Consider the following 17,821-nt stretch of genomic DNA (forward strand, 5'->3'; position numbering starts at 1 on the left):
GTTAGTTGAATAACTAAAGTTCCAATCTCACCTGCACGCTAGTCTAGTAAGGTCAACATGAGCCTGTTTCCTGTCATCGTGATTTTCGGTCTCTCTTTTCCGCCGATCTTCTTTGAGCTGCTCTTATCGCTCGCCATTTTTTGGCTGGTGCGTCGCGTGCTGACGCCAACCGGGATCTACGATTTTGTCTGGCATCCTGCGTTGTTCAACACCGCGCTTTATTGCTGCCTGTTTTATTTGATATCACGTTTGTTCGTTTGAGGTGGATGTGAAAACACTAACAAGAAATCTATCCCGTACCGCCATTACGGTGATACTGGTCATCCTGGCGTTCATCGCAATCTTTCGCGCCTGGGTCTATTACACCGAATCACCCTGGACGCGTGACGCTCGCTTTAGCGCGGACGTCGTGGCGATTGCCCCTGACGTTTCGGGCCTGATTACCGGGGTACAGGTTAAGGATAACCAACTGGTTAGCAAAAATCAGGTGCTGTTTGTTATCGACCAGCCGCGTTATCAGAAGGCGCTCGCGGAAGCGGAAGCGGATGTGGCCTATTATCAGGCGCTGGCCGCTGAAAAAGGGCGTGAAGCCAGCCGTCGTAACCAGCTGGGCGTCAGCGCCATGTCGCGCGAAGAAATCGATCAGTCGAATAACGTGCTGCAAACCGTTCTGCACCAGTTGGCGAAAGCACAGGCCACGCGTGACCTGGCGCGTCTTGACCTCGATCGTACCGTGATCCGCGCCCCGGCCGACGGCTGGGTGACCAACCTGAACGTGTATGCCGGTGAATTTATTACCCGTGGCTCGACGGCGGTAGCGCTCGTTAAACAGCACTCTTTCTACGTGATGGCCTACCTGGAAGAAACCAAGCTCGAGCACGTACGTCCCGGTTATCGTGCGGAAATTACCCCGCTGGGCAGCAACCGAGTACTGAAAGGCACCGTTGATAGCGTGGCGGCGGGTGTGACCAACGCCAGCAGCAGCGTTGACAGCAAGGGGATGGCCACCATTGACTCTAACCTGGAATGGGTGCGTCTGGCGCAGCGCGTGCCGGTACGTATCCATCTTGATGACGAGCCGGGCAACCTATGGCCCGCGGGGACAACCGCGACGGTGGTGATCACCGGTGCGAAGGATCGCGATGCGCGCCAGATGACCTTCTTCCAGAAACTGGCGCTGCGCCTGCGTGAATTCGGTTAATCGTCATGGGCATCTTCAGTATTGCCAACCAGCACATCCGCTTTGCCATCAAGCTGGCCTGCGCGGTGGTGCTGGCGCTGTTTGTCGGCTTTCATTTTCAGCTTGAAACGCCCCGCTGGGCGGTACTGACGGCGGCGATTGTCGCCGCTGGCCCCGCGTTTGCAGCCGGTGGGGAACCTTATGCGGGGGCCATTCGCTATCGCGGGATGCTGCGTATCGTCGGCACCTTTATCGGCTGTATCGCCGCGCTGGCGATCATTATCACCATGATCCGCGCACCGCTGCTGATGCTGCTGGTGTGCAGTATCTGGGCCGGGTTCTGTACCTGGATCTCATCGCTGGTACGCGTCGAGAACTCCTATGCCTGGGGGCTTTCCGGCTATACCGCGCTCATTATTGTCATCACTATTCAGTCCGAGCCGCTGCTCACGCCGCAGTTTGCCGTCGAACGCTGCAGCGAGATCGTGATCGGTATCGTTTGTGCGATCGTTGCGGATCTGCTGTTTTCACCGCGCTCGATCAAAAAAGAGATCGATCACGAACTGGATGCCATGCTCGTCGATCAGTATCGCCTGATGCAGTTGTGCATCAAGCATGGCGACAGCGATGAAATGGACCGCGCCTGGCACGCGCTGGTGCGTCGCGCCACCGCGATGGAGGGCATGCGCAGCAACCTCAATATGGAATCCTCACGCTGGGTGCGCGCCAACCGTCGTCTGAAGGCATTGAATACCGTATCGCTGACGATGATCACCCAAGCCTGTGAAACGTTTATTATGCAAAACTCGCGGCCGGAGCTGGTGACGGATGCCTATCGCGAACTGTTTGCTGAACCGGTCGAAACGGTGCAGGACGTACACCGTCAGCTTAAACGTATGCGCCGGGTGCTGGCGTGGACCGGTGAGCACGATACGCCGGTGACGATTTACAGCTGGGTGGGCGCCGCCACGCGCTATCTGTTGCTGAAGCGCGGGGTGATTGGCAACGCGAAAATCAGCGCCCGGGAAGAAGAAATTCTGCAAAGCGAAGTGGTGGTGCGTCCCGAGTCGGCCGAACGCCATCACGCGATGGTTAACTTCTGGCGTACCACCGTCTCCTGCGCGCTGGGGATCCTGTTCTGGCTGTGGACCGGCTGGACCTCCGGCAGCGGGGCGATGGTGATGATCGCGGTAGTGACCTCGCTGGCGATGCGTCTGCCCAACCCGCGCATGGTGGCGATTGACTTTCTTTACGGCACGATTGCCGCGTTACCGATCGGGTCGCTCTACTTCCTGGTCATTATGCCCGCCACACAGCAAAGTATGCTGCTGCTGTGCCTGAGTCTGGCGGTGATGTGCTTCTTTATCGGCATTGAAGTACAGAAGCGTCGGCTGGGGTCGCTCGGCGCGTTGGCCAGTACCATCAACATTCTGGTGCTCGATAATCCGATGACCTTCCACTTCAGCCAGTTTCTCGACAGCGCGCTGGGGCAAATTGTCGGCTGCTTTATGGCGCTGATTGTGATCCTGTTGATCCGCGATAACTCGCGTCTGCGTACCGGTCGGGTGCTGCTGAACCAGTTTGTGTTTGCCGCCGTCTCGGCGATGACCACCAATATGGCGCGGCGTAAAGAGAATCACCTGCCGGCGCTCTATCAGCAGCTCTTTTTGCTGCTCAACAAGTTCCCGGGTGATATTGCCAAGTTCCGTCTTGCGCTGACGCTCATTATTGCGCACCAGCGCCTGCGCGATGCGCCGATCCCTATCAACGATGACCTGTCGGCGTTCCACCGCCAGCTGCGCCGTACCGCCGATCGGGTGATTTCGGCGAGCAGCGATGATAAGCGCCGCTACTACTTCTCGCGTCTGCTTGAAGAGCTTGAGGTGTACCAGCAAAAGCTGCGGGTGTGGGAAGCACCAGTCCAGGTGACACAGCCGGTTGAGCGGCTGGTGGCGATGCTGCACAAGTATCAAAGTGCGTTAACCATTCATTAATCGGACTCCCGACGTCGATACGAGGTCGGGATCTTTCCCTTTCACTTCCTATCCCCGCAAAAGCGCTGTCTATACTTAACTGGAAACACTTTTCAGGAGGGTGTAATGACCACGCAAGCGCTACAGGACAACGAGCTTTTTCAAACCGGTTACCTGGTCAACGGTGAATGGCGCCGTCTTGATGCGACCTTTGATGTGCTGAACCCGGCAACGGGCGATGTGGTGGCAAAGGTGGCGAAGGCTGGGAAAACAGAAACCGAGCAGGCGATTGCAGCAGCGGCAAACGCGTTCCCGCTCTGGCGGGCCAAAACGGCGAAAGCGCGTTCAGAGTTGCTTTACCGCTGGTATCAGCTGATCGTTGAGCATAAAAGCTGGTTGGCGCAGCTCATGACCATTGAACAGGGGAAGCCGCTGAAAGAGGCGGAAGGCGAAGTGGACTATGCGGCAAGCTTCATTCAGTGGTTTGCCGAACAGGGAAAACGGGCGAACGGTGAAATCATTCCTCCGGCAAAACCCGGTTCGCGAATTCTGGCTACGCGGGAGCCAATTGGCGTCGTCGCGGCGATTACACCGTGGAATTTCCCGATGGCGATGCTCACGCGTAAGCTAGGACCCGCGCTGGCCGCGGGCTGTACTGGCGTGATAAAGCCGGCGAATAACACACCGCTTTGTGCATTTGCACTGCTGACGCTGGCGAAAAAGGCCGGTATTCCCGATGGCGTACTGAACGCCGTTGCGGGTAATACGCAGGAAATCAGCGACGCGATTATGGCCAGCCACGAGGTACGCAAAATCTCGTTCACCGGCTCGACGTCGGTTGGGAAAACGTTGGTCCGCAACGCGGCGGAAACGATGAAGAAGGTATCGATGGAACTGGGCGGCAACGCGCCTTATATCGTGTTTGAGGATGCCGATATCGACGCAGCCGTTCAGGGGGCGGTAGCGAATAAGTTCCGTAACGCCGTGCAGGTGTGCGTCAGCGTGAACCGTTTTTATATTCATGACAGCGTCTATGACCGCTTCACCCGCCAGCTTGCTGACGCCGTGAAGGCGCTGAAGGTGGGCAATGGCCTGGATGATGGCGTGGTGGTTGGCCCACTCATCGAGCCTGCGGCGGTCAGGAAGGTACGTGAACACGTGGAAGATGCCGTTGCGAAAGGCGCACAGGTGCTGGTCGGCGGGCAGTCGCATGCGCTGGGAGGGAATTTCTGGCAGCCGACGGTGCTCGGAGACTGCAACGAACACATGCTGCTGGCGCAGGAAGAAACCTTTGGACCGCTGGCGGCCTGTTTCCGTTTTCAGGATGAAGAAGAGGTCATTCAGCGGGCGAATAATACCCCTTATGGCCTGGCCGCCTACTTCTATACCCAGAACCTGCCACGCGTCTTCCGCGTCGCGCAGGCGCTGGAGAGCGGGATGATTGGCATTAACGAATGTGCGGTATCCACCGAACTGGGGCCGTTCGGCGGTGTGAAAGAGTCCGGATTGGGACGTGAAGGTTCGGTGCTGGGTCTGGAAGAGTACCTTGAGGTGAAAACGCTGCACATCGGGGGACTTTAAGCTTGTTGGCTGGGAAGGGGGCGTGAGATGAAAATCTATACTTTTGATTTTGACGAGATAGAGGATCAGGGCGATTTTTATCGAGAGTTCGCCCGACTCTTTGCCCTCGATCGTGAGTCTATTCGCGATTTAGACGCGCTGTGGAGCGTGGTCACGGGGCCACACATGCCGCTGCCGCTGGAGATCGAGTTTAGCCATCTGAGCGAAAAGCAGCGCCGCCGCTACGGTGCGCTGATTCTGCTGTTTGATGAAGCGGAAGAAGAGCTGGAAGGGATGCTGCGCTTTAACGTTCAGCGCGGATAAAAAAAGCCCTCGCATAAGGGCGAGGGCAAGTCGTCGGACAAGACGACGAGGGTTTATTTGTACAGCTCAGCCGTAGCGTGCCAATGGTCGCCGGTACGGGCTTCAATTACGCGGTAGCTGCTGGCACCTTCTTTTTCTGCTTTAGCGGCTAATGCGCTGCGCATATCCATTGGGTCACTGCCAACCTGAGAGACAGATACGGTGCCCATGGATTGCAGGTTTTGCGCTTGTTCAGCGTTTACCTGATGCACTGCTGCGCTGGCGCCAAAGGACAGTACGGATGCCAGACCAAGAGATGCGATGATCATTGCGCTTTTCATAATTCTTTACTCCTCACCTTATTTTTCATTCTTCAGCGGTGAGAGGACATACTTCAGATTCCTGGACCGCTGGGTCGTTAACTTTTAAAACTGCCGACGTTTAACTGCGCGCTGTCTTATTTGTACAGTTCTGCTGTTGCGTGCCAGTGAGCGCCGGTACGGGCTTCAATGATGCGATAGGATGACGCACCTTGTTCTTCCGCTTTTTTGTTCAGCATTTCGTGCATATCCATCGGGGATGAACCGACGGAACCGATAGAAACGGTGCCGATTGGCTGGCGATTTTGCGCCTGATCGCTGTTGATAGAATCAGCGGCAAACGCGCCAAATGAGATAACGGAAAGGATGCTCAGAGCGGCAACAGTTGATTTGATTTTCATGATACTCACCTCGTCGAATTTTTTTGGAAGGTCTTTGTTTTGTGACCCTCATCACGAAATTAAGTATACACTAATCACATGAAATATTAATACCCCGCTAATTGTTTCGTCTGTAATTAGACGTCAGGAATCGTCATTTTTAGAACAGATTTGTATAAAAAAAGCCAAATTCTGGCAAAGTCTTGTTAAAATAATGCGAAAAATCAAAAAGATATCGTTTTTTGATTTTTCGTGCGGTGAGTAAAGGATATATTCACTGAATCTATGCGTTAGGTCGAAGAATCGCACTAAATGCTAACGAAACGGCAGTGGAACCTGTGGAGAAGGGCGGGAAAAGCAGCTCCTCTGGTGGTCCAGAGGAGAACGGCGGAGGATTTACAGTTCCTGCTCGAACAGAACCTGGATGGCTTCATAGAGGTCTTTTACGGTAAAGCCACGGGCCGGCGTCGTGAAGATGGTGTCATCACCGGCGATGCTGCCGAGAATGCCCTCTGCTTTGCCCAATGAGTCCAGCAGACGAGCAATCAGCTGCGCTGCGCCTGGGCTGGTATGGATAACCACCACGGCATCGTTGTAATCGATATCCAGTACCAGATTCTTCAGCGGGCTGGTGGTGGTCGGCACGCCCAGTTCGGCCGGCAGACAGTAAACCATTTCCATTTTGGCGTTGCGGGTACGCACGGCGCCAAACTTGGTCAGCATGCGAGAAACTTTGGATTGGTTAATATTATCGAAGCCTTCTTCCTGCAAGGCCTGAACAATTTCGCCCTGAGAGCTGAATTTTTCTTCCTTCAGTAATGCTTTAAAGGCTTTAACTAATTCTTCTTGTTTCGTTGAACTTCGCATAAGTCACCCGATTATGGTGGTGAAATTAACATTATTATGCATATAGGCGAATATTTATGCAAAATAATTTGCTCCAGGAGACCCGGGCAAATACAGAAAGGCGGGATTTTAGCAAAATTCAGGCCTAAGAAACATGCCTATATCACGGGATCCAAATAAGTTAAAAGTGAATGAAATGTTATTAAATTGCTGTTGTTTTACCCAATTCGCTGAGTATATTGTAATCGATAGTTGATGAAAGTTTGGTTTCGTAGAAAGGCCTTTTTCTGGGAGTAGTGCGGATGCTGTTGGATAGCCCGCATTCTGTAAGCAATTATATTGTAATTATTTACCTTGTGAATTAAGGTCGCCGCAACGGAGTAACAACAGGTAGCTCCTGCGTTGGTTATGCGGTCCACGACAGGTTGTTGCCTGAATGTCATTAACCATAATAAGGAGTTTAGGATGAAAGTCGCAGTCCTTGGTGCCGCCGGCGGTATTGGCCAGGCGCTTGCCCTACTACTAAAGACCCAACTGCCTTCAGGTTCAGAACTCTCCCTCTATGATATTGCCCCCGTCACACCGGGCGTGGCGGTCGATCTCAGCCATATTCCTACTGATGTCAAAATCAAAGGATTCTCCGGCGAAGATGCGACGCCTGCGCTGGTTGGGGCGGATGTTGTCCTGATTTCTGCCGGGGTTGCTCGTAAGCCCGGTATGGATCGCTCCGATCTGTTTAATGTTAACGCCGGGATTGTGAAAAACCTGGTGCAGCAAATTGCAAAAACCGCGCCGAAAGCCTGCATTGGTATTATTACCAACCCGGTCAACACCACCGTCGCTATTGCTGCGGAAGTGCTAAAAAAAGCGGGCGTGTACGATAAGAATAAACTGTTCGGCGTGACCACGCTGGATATCATCCGCTCCAATACCTTTGTGGCGGAGCTCAAAGATAAAAGCGCCGGTGAGGTGGAAGTTCCGGTAATTGGCGGCCACTCCGGCGTCACCATTCTGCCTTTATTGTCGCAAATTTCCGGCGTGAGCTTCTCCGATCAGGAAGTAAACGATCTGACCAAACGCATCCAGAACGCGGGCACTGAAGTGGTGGAAGCGAAAGCGGGCGGCGGGTCGGCAACGCTCTCTATGGGGCAGGCGGCGGCGCGTTTCGGTCTGTCTCTGGTTCGTGCGCTGCAGGGCGAGAAGGGCGTGGTGGAATGCGCCTATGTGGAAGGCGACGGTCAATATGCGCGCTTCTTCTCGCAGCCGCTGCTGCTGGGTAAAAACGGGGTGGAAGAGCGTCAGTCTATCGGCAAGCTCAGCGCTTACGAGCAGCAGGCGCTGGAAGGTATGCTGGAGACGCTGAGAAAAGATATTCAGCTGGGTGAAGACTTTATTAATAAGTAAGTCGTGAAGCCTGAGATGTCACAAAGGGGCCAATGGCCCCTTTGCTTTTTCGGTGAGCGTTTAGTTTGACGCCGGGTATTCCTGGATAGTCACCTGCATCGTCAGCTTTTTATCGTCACGCATCACGACGACCGGAATAACGGACCCCGGGCGAATCTCTGCCACCTGGTCCATTGTCTCCAGCGCAGACACCGCCGGTTTACCGTTCACCGAGATAATCACGTCATTATTTTGAATGCCCGCCTGCGCCGCCGGGCCGTCTGGCGCAATTTCATTAACCACAATGCCCTGAATCTGGTCGATACCGCCGCCCTGCGAATGCAGCGGCGCGATCTCCCGCCCGCTGATGCCGATAAAGCCACGAATAACGCGTCCGTCGCGAATCAGCTTATCCATGATTTTAGTTGCCAGCTGGAACGGAATGGCAAAGCTCAGACCTTCTGGCGTTTCGCCGTCGTTGCTCTTATCGAAGGAGAGGGTGTTGATCCCCATCAGCTCGCCCAGCGAGTTCACCAGCGCGCCGCCGGAGTTACCGTGGTTGATTGAGGCATCGGTCTGTAAGAAGTTTTGTCGCCCGCTTGGGTTGAGGCCGATACGTCCGGTGGCGCTGATAATCCCCTGGGTAATGGTCTGCCCCAGGTTATACGGGTTGCCGATCGCCAGCACGACGTCGCCGATGTGCGGCGTACGCGCCGGGTTGATAGGAATGACCGGCAGGCCGCCGGTGGCGTTGATTTTCAGCACCGCCAGGTCGGTCAGACTATCAGAACCAACCAGCAGGGCCTCAAATACGCGGCCGTCTTGTAAGGCGACGATGATCTGATCCGCATCGTTGATGACATGCTTGTTGGTAATAATGTAGCCACGTTCGTCCATAATGACGCCGGAGCCGAGCGTTTTGATCTCCAACTGATTATTACTGCTGCTGTTCAGGCTACGGTTATAGACGTTCACCACCGCCGGCGCGGCACGGCGCACCGCGGCATTGTAGCTGGCGGGCGTTTCATCCGTGCTGCTAAAGCGCGGAGCGGAAATAGGGTTCCATTGACGTAACGAGGGGACGGAGACAATCAATATGCCGCCGACCAGTAAACCAATTGCAACCGAACGTAAGAGCTTTACAAGCATGATACAGGCATCGTTGATAAGGAAACTGGACGAAGCATACCACGAGTTAAGCGGACATACAGCGTATACGCTGCATCCGCCCCGTGAGCTGGCTGTCGAAGGCTCATCCTTGAGCCTGGAGCGTCAAAACGCGACAGCTTGCGCCAGTATTGGCTGACGCAGGGTAACGGATGACCGGCTCAGGTCATTACCGTAGAAGCAGATAAATACTTTCGCCGCCGCGCATCACGTTCAGCGCGATAACCGCCGGTTTGGCCTCCAGCACTTTACGCAGTTCAGCAATAGACTGCGTGGTCTGGCGGTTAATACCGATGATAACGTCGTCTTTATGCAGGCCAATCTGCGCGGCCGGGCTGCCTTTCTCAACGTTAGAGATAACCACCCCTTTGGTGCCATTTTTCGCCTGGCCGTCGCTCAGCGATGCCCCTTCCAGCGCCGGAATAATCAGTTGCGCGCTGGCGGTTGCGGAGGTGCTTTTATCCAGCGTGACTTCGACTTCCAGCGGTTTACCGTCGCGTAACAGCCCCAGCTTCACTTTTGAACCTGGCGCCGTTGTCGCAATGCGCGAGCGCAGCTCGGCGAAGCTGCTCAGCGGCTTGCCGTTGAGGCTGGTAATCACGTCGCCGGATTTAATGCCTGCTTTTGCGGAGCCAGAGCCTGGCAGCACTTCGCTCACGAAAGCGCCGCGCTGTACGTCGAGGTTAAACGCTTTGGCAATGTCGGCATTCATCTCCATGCCGCGAATGCCAAGCAGGCCACGCTTGATCTCGCCGAACTGGATCAACTGCTGGGCCAGGGTCTGCGCCATGTTGCTGGGGATGGCAAACCCGATGCCGATGCTGCCGCCGCCGGGCGCCAGAATGGCGGTGTTAATGCCGATCAGTTCGCCATTGAGATTGAGCAGCGCACCGCCGGAGTTACCGCGGTTAATGGCGGCGTCGGTCTGAATAAAGTTCTCGAGCCCTTCCAGATTCAGGCCGCTGCGGCCCAGCGCGGAAACAATGCCGGAGGTGACGGTCTGCCCCAGGCCGAACGGGTTGCCGACGGCGACGGCAAAGTCGCCTACGCGCAGTTTGTCGGAGTCGGCGATGGCGATTTGCGTCAGATGGCTGGCTTTTTGAATTTGCAGCAGCGCGATATCGCTTTGATCGTCACTGCCGATAAGCTTCGCTTCAAACTCGCGGCCATCGTTCAGCTGCACGCTGATTTTCTGTGCGTCGCTGATGACGTGGTTGTTGGTTAGCACGTAGCCTTTAATCGCATCAATGATCACGCCAGAGCCAAGCCCTTCAAACTGCTGGCCCGGCTCGTTGGTTGCATTGCCGCCGTCATCGCCAAAGAATTTTTTCAGCTCATCCGGGACCTGCTGGTTCACCGGGGCCGTGCCTTCTACCTGTACGCTCACTACCGCAGGCAGCACTTTCTCCAGCATCGGCGCGAGGCTAGGCAGTGCGCCCTGGCCAGGAACCTGCGTCGGCAGTGACGCGAACACCGGCGACGGTGCGGCAACGGATAACCCCACGCTGAATGCCAATGCACTTAACAGTAACGTTGATTTATTCATTGATGCTGGCCCTCATGACCCTGGATGCAAGAATATGACTTCCCGAAAAGACTGATGTTATTGAAGTAAATATAGACGGCGTGAGCAGAAGAGGACGGGCGCAGGTCATGCGCCCGTAAAATATTTGTGGAATGCAGATTAATCGCGTTTGGCACCGCTGCGCAGCAGGCCGGATGCGCCCTCTGAATAGTCGCGCGGCATCTGCACCGGCGCCTGATCGTTACCGGCTTCGGATTCCGCGAGACGGTTGCGGAACGGGTTGGCTTCCGCTGACATGCCCGGCAGCAGGTTGCTGGAGCTTTTCGCCATGTGCTGGTAAATCTGGCGGTAATCATCGGCCATGTTATCCAGCAGCTCGGCGCTGCGGGCAAAATGGCTGACCAGCTCTTCGCGATACTCTTCCAGCTCGGCTTTGTTTTTTTCGAGCTCGTATTGCAGCGCCTGCTGCTGGCGTAGTTTGCGATTACCAAAACGCATGGCCACGGCACCGATGATGATACCGACAACTAACCCAATTAGCGCGTATTCCCAGGTCATGAACATCTCCCGTTGTTTTGTTGTTCCGTAGGGTATTGGCTATAAGGCAACTCCGTGCCTGCGCCCGATAGTGCCACTATAACCGCTAATCCTGTAGAAGTGGAATCCTGACGCATCATCGCGTAGTGTAGAACGGACTTTTTTTAGTCAATCGTGAAGTAAGACATACCGGTTTTCAAAGGAATAACAATTAGATCATGCAAAGCCAGTCCCCCACATCGCGCTATCTTCAGGCCCTTGAAGAGGGCAGTCATCAACCCGACGATGTCCAGCGTGAGGCGGTTAATCGCCTCGACACCATTTACCAGGAACTCCAGCACAAAATGCCCGCAGCGGCCCCCGGCGGCGGCCTGCGCGCGCGCTTTGGTAAGCTGTTGGGCAAAAAAGAACCCGATGCACCACAGGCAGTGCGTGGCCTTTATATGTGGGGCGGCGTGGGGCGCGGCAAAACCTGGCTGATGGACATGTTCTATCAAAGCTTGCCCGGCGAGCGGAAGCAGCGCCTGCACTTCCACCGCTTTATGCTGCGGGTGCATGAGGAGCTGTCGGCGTTGCAGGGGCACAGTGACCCGTTGGAAATTGTCGCCGAGCGCTTTAAAGCAGAAACCGACGTGCTCTGCTTCGACGAATTTTTTGTTTCGGATATCACCGACGCCATGCTGCTCGGCGGCCTGATGAAAGCGCTGTTTGCGCGCGGTATTACGCTGGTCGCAACGTCCAACATTCCGCCGGATGAGCTGTACCGTAATGGCCTCCAGCGCGCGCGCTTCCTGCCAGCGATTGAGGCGATCAAAACGCACTGCGATATCATGAACGTGGACGCTGGCATTGACTATCGTCTGCGCACGCTCACCCAGGCTCACCTGTGGCTGTCGCCGTTAAACGAGGCGACGCGCGCGCAGATGAATAAACTGTGGCTGGCGCTGGCAGGTACGCCGCAGCAGAACCACACGACGCTGGAAATTAACCACCGTCCGCTGCCGACGCTCGGCGTAGAGAACCAAACGCTGGCGGTCTCGTTTACCACGCTGTGCGTTGATGCGCGCAGCCAGCACGACTACATTGCGCTCTCCCGCCTGTTCCACACCGTCATGCTGTACGACGTACCGGTGATGACGCCGCTGCTGGAGAGCGAGGCTCGGCGCTTTATCGCGCTGGTGGACGAGTTTTACGAGCGTCACGTCAAGCTGGTGGTCAGCGCTGAGGTTGAGCTGTACAACATCTACCAGGGCGAGCGGCTGAAATTTGAGTTCCAGCGCTGCCTGTCGCGTCTGCAGGAAATGCAGAGCGAAGAGTACCTGAAGCGCGCGCATATGCCCTGAATGCCACCCTCTCCCCGTGGGAGAGGGGCTGAGGATGTGGCCAGCGGGCCACACCGCTCCAAACCTTGAAAAACCCGCAGCAAATCACATAAAGGGGTCGATCTTTGACCCCGACTTCTCTATAATCTTGCGACCCCACGTTACAAGAGAGTTTTTTTCCCGAAACTTTCTCTGCGCCGGCATAGGCTATTCGAAGGGGTAGGTTTGCTGGACAATGTCGTGTGAACCTCAACTGACTAAACGTTTGGGTGTTCACCAACGTGTAACTTATTTATTTGGGTAAGCTTTTAATGAAAACTTTTACAGCTAAACCAGAAACCGTAAAACGCGACTGGTATGTTGTTGACGCGACCGGTAAAACTCTGGGCCGTCTGGCTACTGAACTGGCTCTGCGCCTGCGCGGTAAGCATAAAGCGGAATACACTCCGCACGTAGATACCGGTGATTACATCATCGTTCTGAACGCTGACAAAGTTGCTGTAACCGGCAACAAGCGTACTGACAAAGTGTACTATCATCACACCGGCCACATCGGTGGTATCAAACAAGCGACCTTTGAAGAGATGATTGCTCGCCGTCCTGAGCGTGTGATTGAAATCGCGGTTAAAGGCATGCTGCCAAAAGGCCCGCTGGGTCGTGCTATGTTCCGTAAACTGAAAGTTTACGCTGGCAACGAGCACAACCACGCGGCACAGCAACCGCAAGTTCTTGACATCTAATCGGGATTATAGGCAATGGCTGAAAATCAATACTACGGCACTGGTCGCCGCAAAAGTTCCGCAGCTCGCGTGTTCATCAAACCGGGCAACGGCAAAATCGTTATCAACCAACGTTCTCTGGAACAGTACTTCGGTCGTGAAACTGCCCGCATGGTAGTTCGTCAGCCGCTGGAACTGGTCGACATGGTTGAGAAACTGGATCTGTACATCACCGTTAAAGGTGGTGGTATCTCTGGTCAGGCTGGTGCGATCCGTCACGGTATCACCCGCGCTCTGATGGAGTACGACGAGTCCCTGCGTGGCGAACTGCGTAAAGCTGGCTTCGTTACTCGTGATGCTCGTCAGGTTGAACGTAAGAAAGTCGGCCTGCGTAAAGCACGTCGTCGTCCGCAGTTCTCCAAACGTTAATTGGTTTCTGCTTCGGCAGACAATCATTGGCGAAAAACCCGCTTCGGCGGGTTTTTTTATGCCCGTAAAGCAGGGCTGCCGGGCTCTTTTTCCGCTTTTCCGGAATCCCCTCACCACAAGTCGTTCAAAATCTGGTAGACTATCTTCCAATTTTCTGCCCAAATGCGCGCGATTGTTCATTTTTTGTTTAGAACGTGAACGAGAATGTCGCCAGCGTGCAGATGAGGCTTATCGTCTGGCTGGCCGCCGTTGTGGCTGGCAGCAGTACAAATTCTGATTATACCTGGAGGTTTTCATGGCTGTCGCTGCCAACAAACGTTCGGTAATGACGCTGTTTTCTGGTCCTACTGACATCTATAGCCATCAGGTCCGCATCGTGCTGGCTGAGAAAGGTGTCAGCTTTGAGATAGAGCACGTGGAAAAGGACAATCCACCGCAGGATCTGATTGACCTCAACCCGAATCAAAGCGTTCCGACACTCGTAGATCGTGAGCTAACGCTGTGGGAATCACGCATCATTATGGAATATCTTGATGAGCGTTTCCCGCACCCGCCGCTGATGCCAGTTTACCCGGTTGCACGTGGCGAAAGCCGCCTGTATATGCACCGTATTGAGAAAGACTGGTACTCACTGATGAACGTCGTGATGACCGGTTCCGCCGCGCAGGCAGACGCCGCGCGTAAACAACTGCGTGAAGAGCTGCTGGCGATTGCGCCGGTCTTCACTCAGAAGCCGTTCTTCCTGAGCGACGAATTCAGCATCGTTGATTGCTACCTGGCTCCGCTGCTGTGGCGTCTGCCGGTAATGGGTATCGAGCTGAGCGGCGCGGGTGCGAAAGAGCTGAAAGGCTATATGACCCGTGTCTTCGAACGTGACTCTTTCCTCGCCTCCTTAACGGAAGCCGAGCGCGAAATGCGCCTTGGCCGGGGTTAATTGAATGGAAGTATCACAGCTTTCTCCGCGTCGTCCGTACCTGCTGCGCGCGTTCTATGAGTGGCTGCTGGATAACCAGCTGACGCCGCACCTGGTGGTAGACGTTATGCTGCCGGGCGTGAACGTGCCGATGGAGTACGCGCGTGACGGGCAGATCGTGTTGAACATCTCGCCGCGCGCGGTGGGCAACCTTGAGCTGGCCAATGATGAAGTGCGCTTTAACGCGCGCTTCGGCGGCGTGCCGCGTCAGGTTTCCGTCCCGCTGGCGGCCGTGCTGGCTATCTATGCTCGCGAAAACGGTGCTGGAACCATGTTTGAACCCGAAGCAGCTTACGATGAAGATGCCGAAAGCTTCAACGATGATGAGAACGTGGACAACGCTGGAAGCGAAACGGTGATGTCGGTCATTGACGGCAACAAACCGGATAGCGATGACGGCGACGAGCCGGACGACACGCCACCGCCGCCTCGCGGCGGGCGACCGGCGCTGCGCGTTGTGAAATAAAAAACAGGCCCTTTGGGGCCTGTTTTGTTATGTCAGTTTGATAATAAGTTACCCTGCGCGGCCAATGCCTTTTGTGAGCGAATCAGCTCATCTGCCAGCCGCTTTTCATCAGGCAGCTGTACTCTGTATTCGCTTGCCATCACGGTATTGGGCAGACCGTTCAGTGAGTAGTGCGCTTCCCCAGCCCCTTTCTCCGCACACAGAATGAGCCCCACGGGCGGATTTTCTCCCGGCATAGTCCAGTGCTCTTTGGCATAGTTCAGGTACATATTCATTTGTCCCGCATCGGCATAGCTGAATTTGCCTACTTTCAGGTCGATAACCAACAGACAGCGTAATTTCCGGTGGAAAAATAGCAGGTCGATGCGAAACCAGCTGTCGTCAATCCGCAAGCGACGCTGACGGCCTACAAATGCAAAGTCATCACCGAGTTCCAGCATAAAGTCCATCAGGTGGTTGAGTAGGGCCTCTTCAAGATCGGACTCTGAATACTCGTCTTTCAGGTCCAGAAATTCCAGAATGAACGGGTCGCGTATTGCCTGCTCTGGCGTAACCTCGGCGGCGGCGGGCGCAGCCTGTTGTAGCATGGCCGTTTTATCGCGAGACAGCAGCGTCCGCTCGTAAAATTGTGTGGCGATTTGCCTATCGAGCTGCCGTACTGACCATCCGCAGCGGAGCGTCTCTTTCTCGTAAAAGCTGCGCGCATCGGGACTTTTTACCGACAGAAGGCGGACGTATGCAGACCAGGGAAGCGGGAAAAACTTGGCCAGTTGTATGAGATATTTAGATTCTGCAGACACCGTCTGCGGAATTTCAATATGTTGAAAATAAATGTAAAAAGTGCGTATTTGCCACAGGATTCTTGTAGAAAAACCGCGTTTATACCTTTGGCTTAAATCCTGCGATAAACGATCAATGAGCTGTTCACCATAAGCCGCTCTGGTTTCACCACCTTGCTCAAATTCGACAATGCGTCGGCCAATTTCCCAGTATGTCGCGGTCATGAGTGCGTTAACGCTGCGAACTATTTCAGTTCGTGCGCAATCGACCAGATGGATAATACCGTCGTGGATCTGCTGATAATCATCTGCGTTTTGAGGTGCCGCCGGCGTGTTCATATTTCATCCCTGTAGTGATAGTCGCAATGTGAAATTTTGCCGCTATCAATACGCCCGGGCGCTGAAGTGATCAATCCGCGTTCTACTAATTACAAAGACTTGCAGTCTGAATTGCGAGCAGCTTTCAAAGAATGGCGGGGATATACGAAGAAAAAAGCCCCTGTCCGCAAATGTGGACAGGGGCCAGAGAAGAGCCTTCTTACACTTCCAGGTAGTTCATAATCCCGTCAGCCGCCTTACGGCCTTCGGCAATTGCTGTCACCACCAGATCCGAACCACGCACGATGTCACCACCGGCGAAGATTTTCGGGTTGCTGGTCTGGAAGGCGTTTTCGTGGCCTTCAGGCGCAATGATGCGGCCCTGAGAGTCCAGCTCAACGCTGTGTTTCGCCAGCCATTCCATGCTGTGTGGACGGAAGCCAAACGCCATCACGACGGCATCGGCCGGGATGACATGCTCGGAACCGGCGACGATCTCCGCGCGACGGCGGCCTTTCGCATCCGGCTGTCCCATTTCGGTGCGCGCCATCTTCACGCCGCTTACTTTGCCATTAGCATTCACTTCAATGCCCAGCGGCTGGATGTTGAACTGGAATTCCACGCCTTCTTCACGCGCGTTTTTCACTTCGCGTTTCGAACCCGGCATGTTCTCTTCGTCACGGCGATAAGCACAGATAACGTGAGCCGCATTTTGACGAATGGAGGTGCGCACGCAGTCCATCGCAGTATCACCACCGCCCAGTACCACCACGCGCTTGCCTTCCATGCTGACGTACGGTTCTTCGGCGGTTTCGCCGAAGCCCATGATCTGCTTGGTGTTGGCAATCAGGAACGGCAGAGCGTCGAATACGCCAGACGCGTCTTCGTTCTCCAGGCCGCCGCGCATGGACTGATAGGTGCCCACGCCGAGGAAGACGGCGTCGTAATCTTTCAGCAGATCGTCGAGCTGCACGTCGCGTCCCACTTCGACATTCAGTTTGAACTCAATGCCCATCCCGGTGAAGATTTCACGGCGGCGGGTCATCACCTCTTTTTCCAGCTTGAAGGCCGGGATACCGAAGGTCAGCAGACCGCCGATTTCAGGGTGACGGTCAAAGACCACCGCTTTCACGCCGTTACGGGTCAGTACGTCGGCGCATGCCAGGCCCGCTGGGCCCGCACCGATGATGGCGACTTTCTTGCCGGTTTGCTTCACGCCGGTCAGATCCGGACGCCAACCCATCTCAAACGCTTTATCGTTGATATAGCGCTCGATGTTGCCGATGGTCACTGCGCCGAACTCGTCGTTCAGCGTACAGGAACCTTCACACAGGCGGTCCTGCGGGCAAACGCGCCCGCAGACTTCCGGTAGGGTGTTGGTCTGGTGCGACAGCTCGGCTGCCTCAAAAATACGTCCTTCGTTGGCGAGCTTCAGCCAGTTAGGGATGTAGTTATGTACCGGACATTTCCACTCACAGTACGGGTTACCGCAGGACAGGCAGCGGTCTGCCTGTGCTTTGGCCTGGCCTTCGGAAAACGGCTCGTAGATCTCAATAAATTCGATCTTGCGGATCTTCAGCGGTTTCTTCGGCGGATCAACGCGCTGCAGGTCGATAAATTGATAAACGTTCTGACTCATGA

General features: G+C 55.0%; 19 protein-coding genes. 11 read left to right on the forward strand and 8 right to left on the reverse strand.

Annotated elements, in window-relative coordinates; all coding sequences use genetic code 11:
• The first annotated feature begins 57 nt into the window (after window positions 1-57).
• The 5 genes from aaeX (at window position 58) to H7R58_RS02770 (ending at window position 5,037) form a co-directional block, all read left to right on the forward strand.
• Window positions 58-261, forward strand: coding sequence for a p-hydroxybenzoic acid efflux pump operon protein AaeX (gene aaeX / locus H7R58_RS02750; protein ID WP_035891204.1), 204 nt, complete (start codon window positions 58-60; stop codon window positions 259-261).
• A 7-nt stretch (window positions 262-268) separates the two neighbouring features.
• Window positions 269-1,201 carry a p-hydroxybenzoic acid efflux pump subunit AaeA gene (gene aaeA / locus H7R58_RS02755; RefSeq protein WP_106927321.1) on the forward strand — a complete coding sequence of 311 codons (933 nt, stop codon included), beginning with the start codon at window positions 269-271 and terminating at the stop codon, window positions 1,199-1,201.
• Window positions 1,202-1,206: 5 nt separating this feature from the next.
• Window positions 1,207-3,174, forward strand: a complete 1,968-nt coding sequence (gene aaeB, locus H7R58_RS02760; RefSeq protein WP_106927318.1) for a p-hydroxybenzoic acid efflux pump subunit AaeB — start codon at window positions 1,207-1,209, stop codon at window positions 3,172-3,174.
• Window positions 3,175-3,279: 105 nt separating this feature from the next.
• Window positions 3,280-4,734, forward strand: coding sequence for an NAD-dependent succinate-semialdehyde dehydrogenase (locus tag H7R58_RS02765; protein ID WP_182929943.1), 1,455 nt, complete (start codon window positions 3,280-3,282; stop codon window positions 4,732-4,734).
• A 27-nt stretch (window positions 4,735-4,761) separates the two neighbouring features.
• Window positions 4,762-5,037 (forward strand): barstar family protein, encoded by a 276-nt coding sequence (locus H7R58_RS02770; protein ID WP_106927313.1) that lies wholly within the window; start codon window positions 4,762-4,764, stop codon window positions 5,035-5,037.
• A gap of 53 nt (window positions 5,038-5,090) precedes the next feature.
• Here H7R58_RS02770 and yhcN-B read toward each other — a convergent pair whose 3' ends face one another.
• From yhcN-B to argR, 3 genes are all read right to left on the reverse strand, one after another.
• Window positions 5,091-5,357 carry a DUF1471 family stress response protein YhcN-B gene (gene yhcN-B / locus H7R58_RS02775; RefSeq protein ID WP_106927311.1) on the reverse strand — a complete coding sequence of 89 codons (267 nt, stop codon included), beginning with the start codon at window positions 5,355-5,357 and terminating at the stop codon, window positions 5,091-5,093.
• 116 nt (window positions 5,358-5,473) lie between these two features.
• On the reverse strand, window positions 5,474-5,737 hold the full coding sequence (yhcN, locus tag H7R58_RS02780; protein WP_106927309.1) for a peroxide/acid stress response protein YhcN: 264 nt from the start codon (window positions 5,735-5,737) through the stop codon (window positions 5,474-5,476).
• A 375-nt stretch (window positions 5,738-6,112) separates the two neighbouring features.
• Entirely contained in the window at window positions 6,113-6,583 is a 471-nt protein-coding gene (gene argR / locus H7R58_RS02785) for a transcriptional regulator ArgR (RefSeq protein WP_035891195.1), read from the reverse strand.
• Between the two features lie 444 nt (window positions 6,584-7,027).
• Here argR and mdh point away from each other — a divergent pair, with 444 nt between their 5' ends.
• Window positions 7,028-7,966 carry a malate dehydrogenase gene (gene mdh / locus H7R58_RS02790; RefSeq protein WP_106927305.1) on the forward strand — a complete coding sequence of 313 codons (939 nt, stop codon included), beginning with the start codon at window positions 7,028-7,030 and terminating at the stop codon, window positions 7,964-7,966.
• A gap of 60 nt (window positions 7,967-8,026) precedes the next feature.
• Here mdh and degS read toward each other — a convergent pair whose 3' ends face one another.
• From degS to zapG, 3 genes are all read right to left on the reverse strand, one after another.
• Window positions 8,027-9,094 carry an outer membrane-stress sensor serine endopeptidase DegS gene (degS, locus tag H7R58_RS02795; RefSeq protein WP_182929944.1) on the reverse strand — a complete coding sequence of 356 codons (1,068 nt, stop codon included), beginning with the start codon at window positions 9,092-9,094 and terminating at the stop codon, window positions 8,027-8,029.
• A gap of 187 nt (window positions 9,095-9,281) precedes the next feature.
• On the reverse strand, window positions 9,282-10,658 hold the full coding sequence (degQ, locus tag H7R58_RS02800) for a serine endoprotease DegQ (RefSeq protein ID WP_106927301.1): 1,377 nt from the start codon (window positions 10,656-10,658) through the stop codon (window positions 9,282-9,284).
• A 138-nt stretch (window positions 10,659-10,796) separates the two neighbouring features.
• Window positions 10,797-11,195: a Z-ring associated protein ZapG gene (gene zapG, locus H7R58_RS02805; RefSeq protein ID WP_106927360.1), complete on the reverse strand. Its 399-nt coding sequence runs from the start codon at window positions 11,193-11,195 to the stop codon at window positions 10,797-10,799.
• Between the two features lie 197 nt (window positions 11,196-11,392).
• Here zapG and zapE point away from each other — a divergent pair, with 197 nt between their 5' ends.
• The 5 genes from zapE to sspB all read left to right on the forward strand — a co-directional run bounded on the left by zapE (window position 11,393) and on the right by sspB (window position 15,083).
• The gene (gene zapE, locus H7R58_RS02810) at window positions 11,393-12,517 is read left to right on the forward strand and encodes a cell division protein ZapE (RefSeq protein WP_106927299.1); all 1,125 of its coding nucleotides are present in this window, start codon (window positions 11,393-11,395) and stop codon (window positions 12,515-12,517) included.
• 290 nt (window positions 12,518-12,807) lie between these two features.
• Complete coding sequence (gene rplM, locus H7R58_RS02815) at window positions 12,808-13,236, forward strand: 50S ribosomal protein L13 (RefSeq protein WP_000847556.1); 429 nt, start codon at window positions 12,808-12,810, stop codon at window positions 13,234-13,236.
• A gap of 15 nt (window positions 13,237-13,251) precedes the next feature.
• Entirely contained in the window at window positions 13,252-13,644 is a 393-nt protein-coding gene (gene rpsI, locus H7R58_RS02820) for a 30S ribosomal protein S9 (protein WP_000829815.1), read from the forward strand.
• Window positions 13,645-13,939: 295 nt separating this feature from the next.
• A complete protein-coding gene (gene sspA / locus H7R58_RS02825) occupies window positions 13,940-14,578 on the forward strand; it encodes a stringent starvation protein SspA (protein WP_106927297.1) in 639 nt (212 codons plus the stop codon).
• Between the two features lie 4 nt (window positions 14,579-14,582).
• A complete protein-coding gene (sspB, locus tag H7R58_RS02830) occupies window positions 14,583-15,083 on the forward strand; it encodes a ClpXP protease specificity-enhancing factor (protein WP_182929945.1) in 501 nt (166 codons plus the stop codon).
• A 32-nt stretch (window positions 15,084-15,115) separates the two neighbouring features.
• Here sspB and H7R58_RS02835 read toward each other — a convergent pair whose 3' ends face one another.
• Window positions 15,116-16,201 carry a PDDEXK nuclease domain-containing protein gene (locus tag H7R58_RS02835; protein WP_106927293.1) on the reverse strand — a complete coding sequence of 362 codons (1,086 nt, stop codon included), beginning with the start codon at window positions 16,199-16,201 and terminating at the stop codon, window positions 15,116-15,118.
• Between the two features lie 199 nt (window positions 16,202-16,400).
• Window positions 16,401-17,819: a glutamate synthase small subunit gene (locus H7R58_RS02840; RefSeq protein WP_106927291.1), complete on the reverse strand. Its 1,419-nt coding sequence runs from the start codon at window positions 17,817-17,819 to the stop codon at window positions 16,401-16,403.
• Window positions 17,820-17,821 lie beyond the last annotated feature (2 nt).

Origin of the sequence: Klebsiella sp. WP4-W18-ESBL-05, from assembly GCF_014169075.1 — a bacterium.
Taxonomy (GTDB): domain Bacteria; phylum Pseudomonadota; class Gammaproteobacteria; order Enterobacterales; family Enterobacteriaceae; genus Kluyvera; species Kluyvera ascorbata_B.

Coding starts and splice junctions, on each gene's coding strand:
- zapE (WP_106927299.1), top strand. CDS start 11,393: ATGCAAAGCCAGTCCCCCACATCGCGCTATCTTCAGGCCCTTGAAGAG.
- argR (WP_035891195.1), bottom strand. CDS start 6,583: ATGCGAAGTTCAACGAAACAAGAAGAATTAGTTAAAGCCTTTAAAGCA.
- degQ (WP_106927301.1), bottom strand. CDS start 10,658: ATGAATAAATCAACGTTACTGTTAAGTGCATTGGCATTCAGCGTGGGG.
- mdh (WP_106927305.1), top strand. CDS start 7,028: ATGAAAGTCGCAGTCCTTGGTGCCGCCGGCGGTATTGGCCAGGCGCTT.
- aaeB (WP_106927318.1), top strand. CDS start 1,207: ATGGGCATCTTCAGTATTGCCAACCAGCACATCCGCTTTGCCATCAAG.
- sspB (WP_182929945.1), top strand. CDS start 14,583: ATGGAAGTATCACAGCTTTCTCCGCGTCGTCCGTACCTGCTGCGCGCG.
- rplM (WP_000847556.1), top strand. CDS start 12,808: ATGAAAACTTTTACAGCTAAACCAGAAACCGTAAAACGCGACTGGTAT.
- H7R58_RS02835 (WP_106927293.1), bottom strand. CDS start 16,201: ATGAACACGCCGGCGGCACCTCAAAACGCAGATGATTATCAGCAGATC.
- H7R58_RS02765 (WP_182929943.1), top strand. CDS start 3,280: ATGACCACGCAAGCGCTACAGGACAACGAGCTTTTTCAAACCGGTTAC.
- yhcN (WP_106927309.1), bottom strand. CDS start 5,737: ATGAAAATCAAATCAACTGTTGCCGCTCTGAGCATCCTTTCCGTTATC.
- H7R58_RS02840 (WP_106927291.1), bottom strand. CDS start 17,819: ATGAGTCAGAACGTTTATCAATTTATCGACCTGCAGCGCGTTGATCCG.
- yhcN-B (WP_106927311.1), bottom strand. CDS start 5,357: ATGAAAAGCGCAATGATCATCGCATCTCTTGGTCTGGCATCCGTACTG.
- rpsI (WP_000829815.1), top strand. CDS start 13,252: ATGGCTGAAAATCAATACTACGGCACTGGTCGCCGCAAAAGTTCCGCA.
- aaeX (WP_035891204.1), top strand. CDS start 58: ATGAGCCTGTTTCCTGTCATCGTGATTTTCGGTCTCTCTTTTCCGCCG.
- H7R58_RS02770 (WP_106927313.1), top strand. CDS start 4,762: ATGAAAATCTATACTTTTGATTTTGACGAGATAGAGGATCAGGGCGAT.
- sspA (WP_106927297.1), top strand. CDS start 13,940: ATGGCTGTCGCTGCCAACAAACGTTCGGTAATGACGCTGTTTTCTGGT.
- degS (WP_182929944.1), bottom strand. CDS start 9,094: ATGCTTGTAAAGCTCTTACGTTCGGTTGCAATTGGTTTACTGGTCGGC.
- zapG (WP_106927360.1), bottom strand. CDS start 11,195: ATGACCTGGGAATACGCGCTAATTGGGTTAGTTGTCGGTATCATCATC.